Source organism: Mycobacterium colombiense (assembly GCF_001665835.1).
Classification (GTDB): Bacteria; Actinomycetota; Actinomycetes; order Mycobacteriales; family Mycobacteriaceae; genus Mycobacterium; species Mycobacterium colombiense_A.
In genome coordinates this window covers 344,536-362,123 of sequence record NZ_LZSX01000073.1, presented here as the reverse complement: position 1 = coordinate 362,123, position 17,588 = coordinate 344,536, and the positions used below count along the sequence as shown (strand labels likewise).

Genomic DNA, 17,588 nt, shown 5'->3' with positions numbered 1-17,588 from the left:
CTTCATCGCCCCGCCCCTCGGGCCGCTTCGGCTCAGGGCGAATTCAGGTGGGCAGCATGTCCTTCCACGTCCTGGGCCCCTTCGGGGCGACGAGATCGGACTGCTGATACAACTTCCCGTCCGGACCGACATAACGACCGGTGCGCGGATCGTACTTCGCCACCACGACCGACGGCGCGGGCTTAGATGCGTTGGCTCCGAACGAGCTTGGCGCAGCCTGGGGGCCGCCGCCGCCGGCCGTGTCGGCCGGTGCGGAATCGGGAGGAATGGGCGGGCCCGGAGGCGGCGCTAGAGGCGGTGCCGGCGCGGCGGGCGGCGGGGGAAGTTCTCCCGCCACAGGGACGTCGAGTGGCGCTATGGGCGGCAGGTCCGCCGACATTCTCGACATCGGCGCCAGCGCGGGTCCCGACGACGGCACCGGGGGAACGGCGGCTCCCACCGTGCCCGGCGGCGGATTTTCTCCCCGCGGCCCCGCAGGGGCGCCGCGCGGCACCGCCCCCGGCGGCAGCGGCGTTCCCTCGACCGGGCCGAAGATCCTGTCATTGGTGGTGATTCGGTCATCGGGCGGGACACCCTGGGCTAGCAGATTCGGATCCAGCGGATAGGGACCGAGGGTGTGCTGGCGCATCGCCAGCGGCATGTACGGCTTGTCGCTGTTGCAGATTTCGACGGTCGGCGCGCGCTTACCCGGGTGACCCATGCAGGGATAGTTGCGGGCACCGCGTACCGCGATCGGTGAATCCTGCGGGAGTTTGCAATACAACCCGTCCGGCGTGTCGATGTCGGTCAGGTCGTCCGGGGATCGCCAGGTGTTGGGTGGCATGAAGCCGACCGTGCAAATAGGCGGATCGTCGACCGTGGCGGCGAAGTCGCCGTAAGCCTTACCGTCGGGATGGTTTTCACCCTGGGCGGCCTCCTCGATGGCAACCCCCGACGGCAGCAACACCAGCAGCTGCTCGATCGAAGGGTGGTAGGTGACGCCGATCTGCCCGATGGTGGTCAGGTTGGCAAGCAACACCGGCAGCGTCGGTTTGATTTGATCGAGAAGCCGGGATGCTTCGTTCGCGGCGTCAGGACCTTTCTCCAGGATGGTGCGGAAATGAGAGTCGTTGTTCACCAACGTATCCGAGATGCCGGCGAAGCTGTGTGCCCACGTTCTGATCGAATCGGTGGTGCGCGCCTGGGTATCCAGCAGCGGTCCGGTGTCTTCGGTGAGGGCTCTGGTGCGATCGACGACGCCGTTGGCGTCGCGGGACAGCGTCTTCGAGGAATCGAGCAGTGACCCCAGGTCGTAACCGGTGCCGTTGAAGCCCTGGAAGGACTCGTCAAGCAGTTGGCCGAGTTTGGTCTTCGGGATGCTTTGGACCAAGGCGTTGACCTGCTCGAGCATTGGGGCGACCGGCTGCGGAATCGTCGTGTCGCGCACGGCGATTACCGAGCCGTCGTGCAGGTAGGGCGGCGAATTGGTTTTGGGCCGCAGGTCGACGTACTGTTCACCCACCGCGGAGACACTGAGCACCTGCGCTGTCAGGTCCGCGGGGACCTTGGGTGAAGTGCTAAGCGACAGCGTCGCTTTCGCGCCCGTCGGGGTCAGACCCACCGACGTGACCTTGCCGAGCTGAACCCCACGGTAGGTCACGTTGGAAAACCGGTACAGGCCGCCGGTGGCCGGCAGCTCCAGCGTCACAGTCATCCGACCGATGCCCAGCAGGGTCGGCGCCTGGATGTAGAAGAGGACCATCGCGATCACGCCAATGGTTCCGGCGATCGCGAAAACCGCCAGCTGGATCCGAACGAAGCGAGTCAGCATTTATCCACCCGCTCCCGTCGAAGGCGCCTCTGCGGGCATCGGCGTTTGACCAAGACCCGCGTCGGGCACCGGGGCCGCGCCGGGCGGAGGCCCGGGCAGCGGAGCCGCAGCCGGCGCAGGCCCGGGCAGCGGGGCGGCGTTCGGCGCAGGCCCGGGCAGCGGTCCATAGTTCGCCGGCCCCGGTGCCGGCACCGCACCCGGCGGTGGTGGGGGCAGCGGCAACGCGTTGGGATCGATCCACGGTGGCCTCAGCGGGTTATGCAAAGGATCGAGTGTGTAATTGAAGCGATACGGGTCCCCGGGCACCGGCGGCACGGGCATATCCAGCTGCCCCCAGTGGGTTCCCAGGAACAAGCCCTTCTTGAGCCGCGGAATCGTCAGGTCGAAATCGAGATGCAGGTTGAAGAAGTCGCCTCGGACCGCTCGGTCGACGAAGTTCTGGGTGAACGGGAACACGAACGAGGCCGCGATGGCCGCGCCGAAGTCCGGTCCGACGTCGGCGAGCGCTTTGATGGTCGGCTCCAGGTTTTTGAGGTTCGTGACCAGGTCGGCCTGGGCGTCGTTGACCAGTCGGGTAGCGGTGTTGCTGAACACTCGAAGATGGTCCAGGGCGGCCGTCAGACGCGGCCGCTCCTTGATCAACACCTCGAGCGCCGGCGGTATCTTGCGCAGCGCTTCGGTGACAACGTCGCGTTGGTCGGCGAATGTGCCGGCAAGCCGATTCAGCGCCTGGATGGAGGCGACGAGGTTGTCCCGCTGGTCGTCCAGTGTGCCCACGAACGTGTCCAGGCGGGTGATCAGATCACGCACCGCACCCTCGTGCCCGGACAGGGCGGCCGAGAAATTGTGGATGACCTCCCCGATCTGTCCCAGTCCACCGCCGTTGACAACCGCGCCCAACGACGACAGCGTCTGCTCCGTCGACGGGTAGGCCGATGACCGGCTGAGCGGGATGGTGGCACCCGGCTGCAGCCGTCCACTTCCCTGCTGGCCCACCGGAGTATTGAGCTCCACATGCATCGAGCCCAGCAGGCTGGTCTGACCGACGGTGGCTACCACGTTGGCGGGGACCACCACATCGCGTTTGACCGAGATCTCGACGTCGGCGTGCCACCCTTGCACCCGCATCGTGCCGACACTGCCGACAACGACGTCGTCGATCATCACCGGCGAATTCGACTCCATCGTACCGACATTCGGGAGTTCGACGTGGTAGATGTTGGCCCCGGGCCCGCGTCCGACCGCACCGGGCAGCGGCAGTGAATTGAGGCCGTGGAACGCGCATCCCGTCGCCGTGACCACCACGCAACAGCCGGTGGCGAATACCCGCTTAGCCGCGACCCAGGCGCTCATTGTTGTGGCCCTTCGTCTGGCAGCAGCATGCCCGACACGCTCGGCGCCGGTGGTGGTGGCATCGGTGTCGACGGTGGCGGCGGCAGCGGCATCGCCGCGCCCGGTATCCGCTCGGGCGGCACCGCCCCCGGCGGTCCCACCGGATCACCCGGCAGGCCGGTGTAGGCCGACACCGCGGGCGGCATCTCTGGTGGTCCGGGTTTCGGGCCCTCGCCGCCGGGCGCCAGGCGCTGTTCGGTGTAGAGAACCCTGGCCGGGTCAATCGACTTGGCTATGAACAGGTTGATGGGAATTGGCGAGTTATTCCAGCTGGTCTGCCGCAATCCGGGACCGAGGAACAGGGAGCACAGCTTGCCCGATTCGACCGCGGTGATGTTCTCGATGGCGCCGATCTGCGTGCAGCCCGGAGTGGACAGCAGAACCTGACCGCCCCATGTTGGATTCGCCATATTCATCAGCCCGAACCCGCCGACGATGGTTCCGGTATCGGCGTTGTAGTCGTTGAAGAAGTTACCGAAGGCGTTCGGCGCGCCGTGCAGAATGTTTTCCAGGGCCATGTGGTGATCGACCAGGTTCTGCGTGACGTCGGCCAACCGGGCGATCTGCTCGCTGGTCTGGTTGCGAGTCTCGGCGATGAACCGCCGCACCTCGCCGACCGCCGTCGACAGATCGGTCAGCGCCGCGTCCAGGTCGGATTTGCTGTCGTTGACCACGCTGGTGAGCGTGGCCAGGCGACCGTTGAACTGCTCGATCTGAACGTTGCTGTCGCGCAGCGCGCCGACGAATGTCTGCAGGTTCTTGATGATGTCGACGATGTTGCCGCTGCCGTTGGCGAGTATCCGGCCCACCCCGGACAATTGACCGAGTGTTTGCCGCAGCTTGTCGCCGTTGCCTTCGAGCGCGTTGGCGGCACTGTCTATGAACCGGCCCACCGACGTGCCCGATACACCGCTCTTGGGTCCCAAATCGGTTGCCAGCCGCATCAACTGCGTCTTGACCTCGTCCCACTCGACCGGCACCGCGGTGCGCTCAACCGGAATGACTGCCCCGTCGCGCATGACCGGCCCACTGTCGCGATAGGCCGGTGAGAGCTGGACGTAGCGGGCGGACACCAGATTCGGGGCGACGATGACCGCCTTCGCGTCCGCCGGAATGGGCACGCCGCGGTCGACCTTGAGGACCATCTTGGCCTGTGTGCCCTGCGGCTGAATGGATTTGATGTTGCCGACTTTGACACCCGATACGCGCACCTCGTCATGGGGATAGATCGCGGTGGCGGTGGTGAAATAGGCGGTGATCGTCCGTGGGCCGAAGAACGCGTTGCGGACGACCATGGCGGCGCCCGCAACGATCAGCCCGACCAGGACGACCGCCGTCACGGCGGCCAGCCGCTTGCGCGGAATCCGGGAGATCCGAGAGGTCACTGCGATCCTCCGATCCGTCCGCCCAACGTGCAGCCAGGGCACTGTGGAATGGCGTTGTACGGCCAGGGCGTCAGGGCCCGAGGTACCGGCGACGGGAAGCCGGGACCCTTAGACGTATCGAAGGTGCGGAATCCCCAGAGATAGTCGAACAACTCCTGGAAGAGTTGCGGGAGAAGGAAGTTCGGGGCGAACGCCTGGTAGGCGTACATACCCGAGATGGCCTCACCGACCGTGATCTCGAATTTGGCGAGACCCGGCAGCGCTTTGCCGATGTTGTCCCGGTTCTTCTCCAAGACCCCGAGGACCCTGTTCAGCCGCTCCAGCGTTGGCGCCAAAGTGCTTTCGTTGTCGTGCACCAGGCCCGTCAGCTGCTTGGCCACCACCGAGGTGTTGGCCAGCAGGTCCACGATCTCTTGTCGCCGCGCCACCAGCACTTGGAGCAGAGAATCGGAGTTGAGGATGAGCTTGTTGACCTGCATGCTGCGTTCGGAAAGTATCCCGGTGACGTCGCCGGCGCTCTTGAACAACTCACCCAGGTTCTTGTTGCGACTGTTGAGGGTTCGCGATAACCGGGTGAGCGCGTCGAAGGCCGGCCCCATTTGGGGTGCGATCTGGTCGAGCGTCGCCGCCAGCGTGTCCAACGACTGATTCAGCGCCGTCGTGTTGGTGCCGGCCGTGTCCGACGTCAGGTCACTGACAGCTTCCGTCAATGAATATGGCGAAGACGTGCGCGAGACGGGGATCAGAGCCATCGGATGCATCGTGCCGCTGCCGGCGGACTCCACCGTCAGCATCCGCTCGCCCAGCAGCGAGCCGGTGCGGATGTGCGCGGAAGTCTCTGAACCGAGCAGAATGTTGCCCTTCATCGCGAACGTCACCAGAGCGTCGCCGTGGCTCAGCTTCACATCCGACACGGTGCCGACCTTCAGCCCCGACACAACCACGGGGTTGCCGGTGGCAAGACCGCCGGCTTCGGTGAACATCGCCTGGTAGCGAACCATCGTCGCCCACGAGATGAATCGGTCGGGCGACAGGCCCACCAGGATGACCATCACCGCCAGGACGACGCCGATGATTCCGGGCTTGACGAGCCCAGCTCCGCGATACTTGAGCATTAGGGTTCCGTGCACCTTCCTGCATCTGACCGGTAGATATTGGCGCGCACGGTCTTGCCTGAAAGATCCGTGCCGCGGATCCCGAACTGGCAGATGTAGTACGGGATGGTGGCGCCGTTCACGCCGAGCCGGACCAGCTTGCGGTAGTTTCTCGGTGCCCTTTGGAGGGCGGCGTCGAGGCGGTCCTTATCGCCATCGAGTACCGGCGCCAGCCGATTCAACTGAGCTATGGTGCCCGACAGCGGCGGGCGGGCCTCGGCCAGCAGATCCGCCAGCGAGGCGGTTCCCTTGTCCAGGGCGTCAATGGCGGATCCGATCGTGTCGCGGTCACCCGACAGGCCGCTGACGAGCTGCTCGAGGCGATCGATCGCGCCGGAGAACTGTTTGCCGTCCTTGGCAACCGTGCCGATCACGATGTTGAGGTTGTCGATCAGTTGCTGCACGGTTTGGTCATTGTCGGCCAAGGCATTTGAAAACGAGGTCGTCTTGGCGAAGAGCGACTCGAGCGTCCCGCCCTGACCCTGGAAGACCTGCAACAAACCAGAGGTCAGCTCGTTGACATCGCGCGCATTCAAGCCCTGGGTAACGGGTTTCAGCCCGCCTAGCAGCAGATCGAGGTCAAGCGCCGGCGCGGTGCGGCTGACCGGAATCTGAGCGCCGGCCGGCAGCCGCTTGGGCGAGCCCGGACCGTCGACGAGTTCAAGGTAGCGATCGCCCACCAGGTTGAGGTAGCGGACCGCCGCCCTGCTGCCCTCGGTGAGGACGACGTTGCGGTCGGCGTCGAATTTCACCACAACTTTCTTGTCCGGCTGCAGCGAAACACTATTGACCGTGCCCACCCGGATGCCGGCGACCCGCACCGACTGACCCGGCTTGAGACGCGATACGTCGGTGAACACTGCCGAATACTTGGTCGTCGAACCCGTCCGGTACTGGCCGAAGATGAAGAACAGGAAGGCGGTAAGCATCACCATCACGACCGCGAAGATGCCGAACTTGACCAGCGTGGCGCGCGTTCTCATCCGGGTTGTCCGATCTGCGCGGAGTTGCGTGGCGGTCCGGCGATCGGCCCGTACAACAGCTGTTTGAGGAGATCGGAGTTGATCAGCAGCTGTGGGTTTCCGTAATTCACGGGATTCGCGCCGGTATCGGTAATCAGCTGCGGTGGGGCCGTATTGAACGGCAGCTTCGGCAGACCCACGCACTGCGGGCCGCCCGTCGCCGCGACCTTGGGCAGGTTCGTCGGGTACCGATAACGCTCGGCGCCCCACGTGAGGCTCGCCGAGATGTTGATGCTCGGTTCCGACAACGGCGCCCCGTGCGATATCTGTACGAGCCCGGCGAAAGCGCAGTTGAGCGCCGGGGCGTACTCATTGGTCAGATCGGTCGTCGGCACCAACAGATGCAATACATCCGTCAGCGGTTGGCGGTTCGTCGACAAGACCTCGTTGCCGATGTCGGCCAAGCCGATCGCGCTGATCAGCAACGCATCCAGGTTGTGCTGCTCATCGACAAGTGTCTTGCTGATCCGGGTCACGTTGGCCGCGGTCTTCACCAGGTCGGGTGCCGCGTCGGCGTAGGCGTTGGACACCGCCGGTAAAACCGCGAGGTCATGCCGGAATGCGGGAAGGCTCGGCTCCAGCCTGGCCAGGAACGAATCCAGGTCACTCAGCGACTGGCCGAGCTGTGGGCCCCGCCCACTGAACGCCTGTGCCAGCGCACCCAGCGACTCGTTGAGCTTGGGCGGGTCGATATGACTCAGAACCGACACCAATTGCTGGAATACCGTGTTGATTTCGACCATGACGTGCTGGCCCTGCAGCGTCTGGCCGCTGTGTAGCCGCTGCGCCGAGGGCTGGTCGGGTGGCACCAGCTCGACGGACTTCGCGCCGAAGACCGTCGATGAGGCGATATTGACAAGCACGTTGCCGGGGATGAAGTGCAACTGCGACGGGTCCATCGCCAAGTGAATGGCCGCCTCGCCGTTGGGCAGCGGTTCGATCGAGTCGACCTTGCCCACCTGAACGCCGCGCATCTTGACCTTGGCGTCCGGGTTCATCACCAGGCCGGCTCGTTGCGAGATGACGGTCACCGGCACGGTTTTGGTGAAGGCGCCCTGAAACAGACCCACCGCCACGGCGAAGATCAGACCAATGATGAGGACGGTGGTCAGTCCGAGCAGGGGTGGCAGGTAATTCCGTCCGACCGGCGGCCGCGCATGGCCGCTGCGCGCGGGTCGGCCGGCGACCGCGCCGCGACCCGCTGGAACATTCTGCGTCATTGCTGTTTCACCTCCTCTGCTAACCGGACAGGTTGAAGTTGCCGTTCGTACCGTAAATAGAAAGCGAGACCAACAGCGTCACGGACACCACGACGATGAGCGAGGTACGCACCGCGTTGCCGGTGGCGTTGCCGACACCGGCCGGGCCGCCCGAGGCGAAATAGCCGTAGTAGGTATGGATCAGCAGGATGGTGAGCGCCATCAGGATGGCCTGCAGGAACGACCACAACAAGTCGATCGGGTTCAGGAACGTGTTGAAGTAGTGCTGGTACAGCCCCTGCGACTGTCCGAGCAGGAACGTCGTGGTGAACTGACTGGCCACGAACGACAGGATCACGGCGATGCTGTACAGCGGCGTGATAGCCATCATTCCCGCCAGAATCCTGGTGCTCACCAAATAGGCAACCGGCCGAATGGCCATGCTCTCCAACGCATCGACTTCTTCGTTGATCCGCATGGCGCCCAGCTGAGCAGTCACCCCGGCGCCGAAGGTGGCCGCCAGACCGATCCCGGCGACCACCGGGGCCGCGATACGGACATTGATGAAGGCGGCCAGGAAGCCCGTCAGCGCCTCGATGCCGATATTGCCCAGCGAGGTGTAACCCTGAATGGCCAGTGTGCCGCCCGCCGCAAGCGTCAGGAAGCCGACGATCACAACGGTTCCGCCGATCATCGCCAGAGTGCCCGCGCCCATGCTGATCTCGGCGACCAGTCGAACGACTTCGCGCGTGTAGCGGGTGGCCGCGAAGGGTATTCCGGCGAGCGCTTTACCGTAAAACTGGGCGTGGTCGCCGATCCGCCCCAGCAGGGCGACCGGCCTCTCGAGTTGGCGGGTTAATCGCGGATATGCGGCCCTCAGCGCCATTGTCGCCCTCGCCCTACTTCGCCGTCATCTTGATGCCGACCGCGGTGACGACCACGTTGACCACAAACAGGGACATGAAGGCATAAACCACGGTCTCGTTCACCGCGTTGCCGACAGCCTTCGCGCCCCCGCCGGTGATCGACAGGCCCCGATAGCAGGCCACCAAACCGGCGATGAGGCCGAAAAGGGCTGCCTTGACGCACGAAATAATCACCTCGGGCACGCCGGTGAGCAAGGTGATACCCGCGGCGAACGCCCCGGGATTGACGTCTTGGACAAACACCGAAAAGACGTAGCCGCCAAGGACGCCGATGATGACGACCAGGCTGTTGAGCAGAAAGGCCACCAATCCGGAAGCCAGCATTCGCGGTGTGACCAACCGCTGGATCGGGTTGATGCCCAGCACTTCCATCGCGTCGATTTCTTCGCGAATCGTTCGTGCCCCCAGGTCCGCGCACATCGCCGTTGCACCGGCGCCCGCCACGATCAACACGGTGACCAGCGGGCCGAGCTGAGTGACGGCACCGAACGCGGCACCCGCACCGGACAGATCCGCCGCGCCCAGTTCGCGCAACAGGATGTTGAGCGTAAAGCTGACGAGGACGGTAAAGGGGATCGCCACCAACAAGGTCGGAGCCAGCGACACCCGAGCGACAAACCAGGACTGCTCCAAGAACTCCCGCCACTGGAACGGCCGGCGGAACGCGTACTTGACCGCGTCGGCCGACATTGCGAACAAAGCTCCGACGGCCTGCATCGGCCCCGCGAAATTGAACTTGAGCCTGAGGGCGGGCAATCCCGCGGACCAGTGGTCAGCTCCCTTGGTTGCCATCGGCGGCAGCCCCTTCCCAAGCTACGAGACCGACAGTCTTGTTGTGGCGCAACGAGTGCGGTACATTCGGCATAGTTGACAGCTGTATAGGCGCGCTGACGAGAGCGAAATGCTCAGCGGGCAGCCATGTTCCGGCGTCGGTCCGCGATGCGACAGCTGCTAGTCCGCTCACCACAGACCTCCGTTCTGTCGCATAAGTGGGCGCCGCAAAGCGAGGGGCTCCACGTCTTGAAGCGTCCGGCGATTATGACTCATGCCGCGTCCAGGCGGAGCGAAAAATGCATAACCGTTATCGCGCACCTCGCCGCCGATACAAGGGCGCAAGGCAACTGCGTCCCAACGGAAGAGGCGATCGGCTCAAGCATGTCAGTGCTGCTCCAGTCCTAGGTGACGGCGCCGGCCGTCTTGAGTTCGATGATCCGGTCCCAGTCGAGGCCGAGCTCCATCAAGATCTCGTCGGTCTGCTCTGCGAATCCGGGGGCCGGCCCGGTCTGTGGCGCTGCGACGTCGAACTGTACCGGGTTGGACACCAACTCCAGTTCACCCGCCCGCACCATGTACTCATTCGAGCGGATCTGCGCGTCGTCGGCCGCCTGCAGAGTGTCCTGCACGGGTGCCCACGGCCCGGAGAGCGTGGCGAAGCGCTCGCTCCACTCCGCCAGCGTGCGGGTGGCGATGGCCTTGGTCAGCAGTTCTACCGCGTCGGCGGTGTTGGCCGCGATGTTCTCCACCGTGTCGAAGCGCGGGTCATCGGCCAGCTCCGGCAGGTCAACATGGCGACACACGTCGGCCCAGAACTTGGTGGGCTGCATCATCACGAACGAGATGTAGCGGCCGTCGGACGTCGTGTACAGGCCCACCAGCGGGTTGTTGGGCGCGCCGTGCACGCCGGGCGGTGGCGATTCCAGCCGCTGGTTCAGATGCCTTGTCAGCGCGACCGTGTGGCCCAGCGACCACAGGCCACTGCCCAGCAGCGACACATCGACGACGGACGGTTCGCCGGTGCGCTCACGCTTGAGAAGCGCCGCCGCGATGCCGCCGGCGAGGTTGGTACCCGAAATGGTGTCGCCGTACGCCGGTCCCGGCGGCGCGATCATGCCCGGCATGCCGGCGGGAGTAATGGTGGCGGCGGTTCCGGCCCGGCACCAGAAGGCCGTCATGTCGTAGCCGCCCTTGGTGGACTCTTCGCCGCGCGGGCCGAGCGCACTCCCCCGCGCGTAGACGATCTTCGGGTTCACCGCCCTGATGTCGTCGACGTCGATGCCGAACTTCTTCCGGTGATCGGGCAGGAAACTGGTCAGGAAGACATCCGCGCGGCGGGCCAGCTCGTAGAGCACTTCCTTGCCCTCGGGCACCGACATGTCCAGCCCGATGCTGCGCTTGCCGCGGTTGGCGTGCTCGATGTTGGGGTTGGGATCGCCTTCAACGCGCAGCATCCCGGTCTGCCGCAGCCCCCGCTGCGGATCACCGGTCACCGCGTGCTCGACCTTGACCACGTCGGCGCCCCATTCGGCGAGCACGGCACCCGCCGACGGAACGAACCCGTACATGGCGACTTCAAGTACGCGGATGCCTTCGAGCGGCCTCATGCACCGACTCCTTTCGCTGAGACGGCTGGCACGGCAAAGGTCTTGCTCTCCAGGAATTCCTCGAGCCCGGCCGCCCCCATCTCGCGACCCACACCCGACTGCTTGAAACCCCCGAAGGGGGTGTCGGCGCCGAAGTAGTTGCCGCCGTTGATGGAGAAGGATCCGGTCCGGATGCGGCGCGCCACCGCGAGCGCGCGGTCCTGATCGCGACTGAACACCGCACCGGCCAGGCCGTAGATCGAGTTGTTGGCGATGCGCACGGCATCGTCGTCGTCGTCGAACCCGATCACCACGAGGACAGGGCCGAAGACCTCATCCTGCGCGATCTCGCTGTCGGGATCGACGTTGGTCAGCAGCGTCGGCGCATAGAAATAGCCGGGATCCAACCGCTTGCCGCCGGTGACCAGGGTTGCCCCGGCGGCCACGGCGCGCTGCACCATGCCGTCGACCTTTTCCCGCTGTTGCTCGTTGATCAGCGGCCCCATATAAGTTGTCGGGTCGGCCGGGTCGCCGTGTCGCACCTTGGCGAAGTTCTGCGCGATCAGTTCGACGATTTCGTCATGGTGCGACTTGGGCACCAACAGCCGGGACGTGAGCGCACACCCCTGGCCGGCGTGGGTGACCATGCTGAACGCCGCGAACAGGGCGGCGTTGGCGAAGTCGGCGTCGTCGAGCATGATCGCCGCCGACTTGCCGCCGAGCTCCAGGAAGACGCGCTTGACGGTGTCGCTCGCGGCGGCCATGATCTTGCGCCCGACCGCGGTCGACCCGGTGAAGGTGATGACGTCGACGTCCGGGCTGGTGGTCAGCGCGACTCCCGACGCGGGATCCGACGAACTGAGCACGTTCACCACCCCGGCGGGAATGTCGGTGTGCTTGGCGATCAGCTCGCCGAGCGCCAGGGTGACCAGTGGTGTGTCCGGCGCGCCCTTGAGCACGACGGTGCACCCCGCGGCCAGCGCGGGCGCGAGCTTGGCCAGCGCGAGCTGGTTCGGATAGTTGTAGGCGATGATGGCACCGACCACGCCGGCGGCCTCCTTCTCCACCCAGCGGTGGTGGCGCATGCCCCGCACCTCTCGTTCGCCGAGGTCCTCGGAGAACTCATAGCTGCGCAGCAGGTCCGCGTAGAAGCGCACGATGCCGATCGGCTCGTCGAGCTGAGCGCCCTGGGTCAGCGTGCGTGTGGCGCCGACCTCGGCGATGGTGAGTTCCCGCAACTCGTCGGCGTGCTCGAGTAGCGCCCGGTGCAACTGGTCGAGGCAGCGGATCCGAAACTCGGCATCGGTGGGCCAGCTGGTGGTATCGAACGCACGCCGGGCCGCCGCGATCGCGGTTTGGGCCTCGGCGCCGCCGGCGTCCGGCGCGTGCCCGACGACGGCACCCGTCGCCGGATTGATCGAGGGGAATGTCCTGTCGGCGCTGACCAGCCGGCCGTCGATCAGCAGGCGACGGTCGACATGGGGCTCGGCATCCGCGATGGTCACCGTGGTTCCAGTGGCGGGCTCTGCCGTGTCCTGGGCAGGCATTCCGTACCCCCTAGTGTGGTGGCGATCACGATAATTTCATTCTCTTCCCCGGCGAATCTTACAGTCGAGTTTCGATAATTCAAGAAAGTCTCAGGAACGGGATCGAGGTGCTGACCAGCGCCGCAAAGAGCCGTACTCTGTCGGCCTGGGCCTCTCCGCGCAGGCTGGACGCGGTGTTGTGCGCGTGTTGCACGGCGCTCCGCGTGGAGAGTAAGGTTCTCATAATTGTAAGGGAGATTCTTTGTGACTGAAATGGCCCCCTTCGGAGCAGAGGCCACAACATGAAGACCGCGGTAGTCACCGGTGGCGGGTCTGGCATCGGTCTCGCCGTCGCGCACCGCCTGCGCGCCGACGGCTTGAACGTCGCCTCTGTGGACCTGCGTCCTTCGGAAGCCGACTTCGCTTACACCGCCGACGTCACCGACCGGGCGCAAGTAGATGCGGCGCTGTCGGCCATCCGCGCCCAGCTCGGGCCGGTGACGGTTCTGGTCAATGCCGCGGGCCTCGACGGGTTCAAGAAGTTCAACAACATCAGCTTCGAGGACTGGCACCGGGTGATCGACGTCAACCTCAACGGCGTCTTCCATACCGTCCAGGCGGTGCTGCCCGACATGGTCGAGGCGGGGTGGGGCCGCATCGTCAACATCTCGTCGTCGAGCACGCATTCGGGTGCTCCTTATATGAGTCACTATGTGGCGGCGAAGTCGGCGGTCAACGGCCTGACGAAGTCGCTCGCACTTGAGTACGGACCCAAGGGCATCACGGTCAACGCGGTGCCGCCCGGCTTCATCGACACCCCGATGCTGCGCGCGGCCGAGAAGAACGGATTCCTCGGCGACATCGACGAAACCATCGCGCGGACCCCGGTACGCCGGATGGGCACCCCCGAGGACATCGCGGCGGCATGCGCGTTTCTGGTGTCCGAGGAGGCCGGCTACATCACCGGTCAGATCTTGGGCGTCAATGGCGGTCGAAACACCTGAGCGTTGGCGATTCGTCAGCGGTGCCCGGCAACCAGTGTGAGAGGAGAAAGCCCGTGAAGGTCTGGGTGGATTCAGAACGGTGCCAGGGCCACACCCTGTGCGCGATGATCGCTCCGGAATCGTTCCAGCTCAGCGACATTGACGGCAGTTCGTCGGCGATCGACGAGGTGGTTCCCGCCGATCGCGAGGACCAGGTGCGTGAAGCCGCGCAGTCCTGTCCGGAGCAGGCCATCATGATCACCGACGACGCCTGAGCCGGCACGGTCCTCAGCTATCGAAACACGTAGGGAGACAGAGCGTTGAGTGTCGACGACGTCGTCAATGACAGCGACCGCAAGAAGAACCGGTACCACTTCGACCGGCATTCTTCGGAGTACCGGTCGAAGTTCAAGGCGATCACCGAAGAGATGCACGCCAAGTGCCCCATGGCGTGGACGGAAACCTACGGCGGGCACTGGGTTGCGGCCGGCAGCCACGAGGTCTTCGAGCTGGCCCGCTGCCCCGCCGTCTCCAACGATCACGACATTCACGGCGAACGCCGCGGCTACAAGGGCATTTCGATCCCCACGGCCAGCCGGGTCAGCGCGGTGCGCGGCGGGATCCTGGAGATGGACGACCCCGAGCACCGCACCTACCGAACCGTGCTCAACCCGTATCTGTCACCGGCGGCGATCAAGCGCTGGGAACCGTTCATCGACGACGTGACGCGCGCCTGCCTCGACGAGAAAATCGAGAGTGGCCGCATCGACTTCGTCGACGACCTGGCCAACATCGTGCCCGCCGTCTTCACGCTGGCAATGCTGGGTATCCCGCTGAAGAAGTGGAACATGTACAGCGAGCCGGTGCACGCCGCGGTGTACACGCCCGAGCACTCCCCCGACATCGAGCGCGTCACCGCGATGCACCGCGAGATGGGGCTCGACATGGTCAACAACATGATCGAGATCCGCGCAAACCCGCGGCCCGGAATCGTGAACGGCCTGCTCGAGATGCGCATCGACGGCGAGCCGGCCCCGGAGCTGGAAATCCTGGGGAACCTGGGCCTGGTCATCGGCGGTGGCTTCGACACCACGACCGCGCTGACCGCCCATTCGCTGGAATGGCTTTCGGAACACCCCGAGCAGCGCCAGCTGCTCAGCAACGAGCGCAAAACCCTGCTCGACCCCGCGACCGAGGAGTTCCTGCGCTACTTCACCCCGGCGCCCGGAGATGGCAGGACCTTTGCCGACGACACCGAGCTCGACGGCACGCATTTCAAAGAGGGTGAGCGGCTCTGGATTTCGTGGGCGATGGCCAACCGCGACCCCTCGGTGTTCCACGACCCCGACCAGATCATCCTCGACCGTAAAGGTAACCGGCACTTCAGCTTCGGGCTGGGCGTTCACCGGTGCATCGGCTCGAACGTGGCGCGCACCGTGTTCAAGTCCATGCTGACCGCGGTCCTCGACCGGATGCCCGACTATCAGTGCGATCGGGAGGGCACCGTCCACTACGAGACCATCGGCGTCATCCAGGGCATGCGTAAGCTGCCGGCCACCTTCACGCCCGGCCGCAAGGTCGGGGCGGGCCTGGACGAGACGCTGGAGAAGCTGCAGCGCATCTGCGACGAGCAAGAACTCGCCCGGCCGATCACGGAACGCAAGGAATCCGCGGTCATCGACTGACCGTCGCAATTTCTTCGAGTAGACCTGTTCGGCGTGACCGCGACCTATATTGGGGCAATTGCGTGTGCAGAGATGGGAGACGCACCGGTGAAGACTTTCGCAGTGAGCCTTGCGCTTGCCATGGCCGCGCTGACCGTCACGCCGAGCGCCCACGCAGACATGCTGTTTGGCAACTACAGGGTGGACACGAATCGGGATCCCGGCCACAGCTGGATTTGGTCGATTAGCCCGTGCGTCCAGCCGGCGCCGGGATGCCTGCAGGTGTACGCAACTCCGCAGCCCAACGGGCAAGCGACGGTCTATAGAGGCATAGCCCAGCTGTCCAACGGCCGCTACACCCTGGCCGTTGATGTGCCTGACGGTGTGCGCTGCGTGGTCCAGTTCTTTCCCTCGCATGACGTCTACTCGTGGGATGCGGTGACGCTGGCGGGTCAGGTCGACTCGACGTTCGACACCGGCTGCGGCGGCGGACCGGGGGGCACCAACAGCTGGCCGTTCTCGCTCGTGCGATGGTAGCCGCGTGAGACGTACAGGAGTCAGTAAGCACGATGGCTGAGGCGAAGAAACCGCCGCAAGATTCGGCCACCTCGAAAGCCGACGCGATGGCATTGCTCGAGGAAGCCGAGGCCGAGGCAGCCGAAGCCGAAGCGCTGGCCGCCGCGGCGCGCGCCCGCGCCCGTGCGGCCCGCCTCCGGCGTGAAGCTCTGGCCCAGGCTGAGCCAGAGGCCGAGACCGAGGCCACCGAAGAAGCCGCGGACGAGGACACAACCGACACCGCCGAGCCGGAGACGGAGGACGTCACCGACACGACCGACGCCGACACCTCCGAGGCAACCGTCGAAGACGAGACACAGGCCGAAGAAGGCTCCGACGAAACCGCCGAAGAGGCAGAAGCGGAATCCAAGCCGGCCCGCTCTCGGCGACGCCTGCGGCTGCCCTCGTGGTCCGTGGCATGGAAAGCAGCCGTCATCGTCCTCATCTGCGCTTTCACCGGGGCCAGCGGATACATGATGTGGCAGCGTCATGAAACCGTCGAGCGCAACCAGCGCGCCGCGAACTTCATCGCGGGAGCCAGACAAGGCGTCGTCAATCTGACTTCCATGGACTTCAACAAGGCCAAGGAGGACGTCCAGCGGGTGATCGACAGCTCGACCGGCCAGTTCCGGGACGACTTCCAGGCGCGTGCAAAAGATTTCACGACCGTCGTAGAGCAGTCCAAAGTCGTCACGCAAGGAACCGTGAATGCGGCGGCCGTGCAAGCCATAAACGGCGATGCCGCGTTGGTTCTCGTCGCGGCGACCTCGCACATCAACAACGCCGCGGGCGCCAAAGACGAACCACGCAATTGGCGGCTCAAAGTGACCGTCAAAAACGACGGCGGGCAATACAAGATGTCCAACGTGGAGTTCATTCCATGAGCGAGGACAAGCCCAGCATCGACCCGGCCGACGACTCTGCCGAACCAACCGACCGCAATGAAAGTAGCGCTCCACCTGCGCGGCGCAAGGTGAAAGTCGTTCCCGTGATTCTGATTGTGCTGCTGCTGCTTTCCGGTGGCGCGGCGACGTGGCTGTACTTCAAGCAGTACCGGCCGGATAAGCAGACCGACGCCAGCGTCGCTAGCGCGGTCGCCACTGCGGCGTCCGACGGAACGGTCGCGTTGCTGTCGTACTCGCCCGACTCGCTCGACAAAGACTTCGCCAACGCCAAGACGCACCTGTCCGGCGACTTCTTGTCGTACTACAACCAGTTCACCGAACAGATCGTGGCTCCGGCAGCCAAACAGAAGTCACTGAAAACCAACGCCCGGGTGCTGGGGGCCGCGGTTCAGGAGTTACATCCGAATTCGGCCGTCGTGCTGGTGCTGGTCGACCAGAGCACAACGAGCAAGGACAATCCCGACCCGGCGATGGCATCCAGCAGCGTGCTGGTGAGCTTGGCCCGGGTCAACGGCGCCTGGCTGATCACCAAGTTCGATCCGGTCTAGGCCGTTTCGCCGTTCGACCGTCGAGTGTGAACCCAGGGTTTTGCCGGTGAGCTGACGGCCACGACACGCCGACGGCGGCCGCTGTGGCCGCACACGCGAGGCCGCGGATTTGGCGAGTCCCCGATAGCGAGCCCATCCGGAATTAGAGCCGCGCCGTTG

Annotated in this window: 16 protein-coding genes; 6 read left to right on the top strand and 10 right to left on the bottom strand. The window is 65.0% G+C overall.

What is annotated here, in order from left to right:
• Nucleotides 1-43: 43 nt before the first annotated feature.
• The 10 genes from A5760_RS16705 to A5760_RS16660 all read right to left on the bottom strand — a co-directional run bounded on the left by A5760_RS16705 (nt 44) and on the right by A5760_RS16660 (nt 12,795).
• Entirely contained in the window at nt 44-1,810 is a 1,767-nt protein-coding gene (locus A5760_RS16705) for an MCE family protein (RefSeq protein WP_064882640.1), read from the bottom strand.
• Nucleotides 1,811-3,163, bottom strand: coding sequence for an MCE family protein (locus tag A5760_RS16700; RefSeq protein ID WP_064882638.1), 1,353 nt, complete (start codon nt 3,161-3,163; stop codon nt 1,811-1,813).
• Nucleotides 3,160-4,587, bottom strand: coding sequence for an MCE family protein (locus A5760_RS16695; RefSeq protein ID WP_064882636.1), 1,428 nt, complete (start codon nt 4,585-4,587; stop codon nt 3,160-3,162). Before A5760_RS16695 ends, A5760_RS16700 begins: the two co-directional genes overlap by 4 nt.
• Nucleotides 4,584-5,702 carry an MCE family protein gene (locus A5760_RS16690; protein WP_064882634.1) on the bottom strand — a complete coding sequence of 373 codons (1,119 nt, stop codon included), beginning with the start codon at nt 5,700-5,702 and terminating at the stop codon, nt 4,584-4,586. Before A5760_RS16690 ends, A5760_RS16695 begins: the two co-directional genes overlap by 4 nt.
• A complete protein-coding gene (locus A5760_RS16685; RefSeq protein ID WP_064882633.1) occupies nt 5,702-6,724 on the bottom strand; it encodes an MCE family protein in 1,023 nt (340 codons plus the stop codon). Before A5760_RS16685 ends, A5760_RS16690 begins: the two co-directional genes overlap by 1 nt.
• Nucleotides 6,721-7,983 carry an MCE family protein gene (locus A5760_RS16680; RefSeq protein ID WP_064882631.1) on the bottom strand — a complete coding sequence of 421 codons (1,263 nt, stop codon included), beginning with the start codon at nt 7,981-7,983 and terminating at the stop codon, nt 6,721-6,723. The genes A5760_RS16685 and A5760_RS16680 overlap by 4 nt, the downstream gene beginning before the upstream one ends.
• 19 nt (nt 7,984-8,002) lie before the next feature.
• Nucleotides 8,003-8,848: an ABC transporter permease gene (locus A5760_RS16675; protein WP_064882629.1), complete on the bottom strand. Its 846-nt coding sequence runs from the start codon at nt 8,846-8,848 to the stop codon at nt 8,003-8,005.
• A 13-nt stretch (nt 8,849-8,861) separates the two neighbouring features.
• Entirely contained in the window at nt 8,862-9,680 is an 819-nt protein-coding gene (locus A5760_RS16670) for an MlaE family ABC transporter permease (RefSeq protein WP_064882627.1), read from the bottom strand.
• A gap of 383 nt (nt 9,681-10,063) precedes the next feature.
• Entirely contained in the window at nt 10,064-11,269 is a 1,206-nt protein-coding gene (locus tag A5760_RS16665) for a CaiB/BaiF CoA transferase family protein (RefSeq protein ID WP_064882625.1), read from the bottom strand.
• Nucleotides 11,266-12,795 (bottom strand): aldehyde dehydrogenase family protein, encoded by a 1,530-nt coding sequence (locus A5760_RS16660; RefSeq protein ID WP_064882623.1) that lies wholly within the window; start codon nt 12,793-12,795, stop codon nt 11,266-11,268. Before A5760_RS16660 ends, A5760_RS16665 begins: the two co-directional genes overlap by 4 nt.
• A gap of 281 nt (nt 12,796-13,076) precedes the next feature.
• Between A5760_RS16660 and A5760_RS16655 the strand changes: the two genes are divergently transcribed.
• The 6 genes from A5760_RS16655 (at nt 13,077) to A5760_RS16630 (ending at nt 17,429) form a co-directional block, all read left to right on the top strand.
• Complete coding sequence (locus A5760_RS16655; RefSeq protein WP_064882621.1) at nt 13,077-13,778, top strand: SDR family NAD(P)-dependent oxidoreductase; 702 nt, start codon at nt 13,077-13,079, stop codon at nt 13,776-13,778.
• 53 nt (nt 13,779-13,831) lie between these two features.
• Nucleotides 13,832-14,032: a ferredoxin gene (locus A5760_RS16650; protein WP_008253744.1), complete on the top strand. Its 201-nt coding sequence runs from the start codon at nt 13,832-13,834 to the stop codon at nt 14,030-14,032.
• Between the two features lie 45 nt (nt 14,033-14,077).
• A complete protein-coding gene (locus tag A5760_RS16645) occupies nt 14,078-15,442 on the top strand; it encodes a cytochrome P450 (RefSeq protein ID WP_064882619.1) in 1,365 nt (454 codons plus the stop codon).
• Between the two features lie 72 nt (nt 15,443-15,514).
• Nucleotides 15,515-15,958 (top strand): hypothetical protein, encoded by a 444-nt coding sequence (locus A5760_RS16640; RefSeq protein ID WP_196772104.1) that lies wholly within the window; start codon nt 15,515-15,517, stop codon nt 15,956-15,958.
• A gap of 32 nt (nt 15,959-15,990) precedes the next feature.
• Nucleotides 15,991-16,860, top strand: a complete 870-nt coding sequence (locus A5760_RS16635; RefSeq protein WP_064882615.1) for a hypothetical protein — start codon at nt 15,991-15,993, stop codon at nt 16,858-16,860.
• Complete coding sequence (locus A5760_RS16630) at nt 16,857-17,429, top strand: hypothetical protein (RefSeq protein WP_064882613.1); 573 nt, start codon at nt 16,857-16,859, stop codon at nt 17,427-17,429. Before A5760_RS16635 ends, A5760_RS16630 begins: the two co-directional genes overlap by 4 nt.
• The last annotated feature ends 159 nt before the right edge of the window (nt 17,430-17,588 follow it).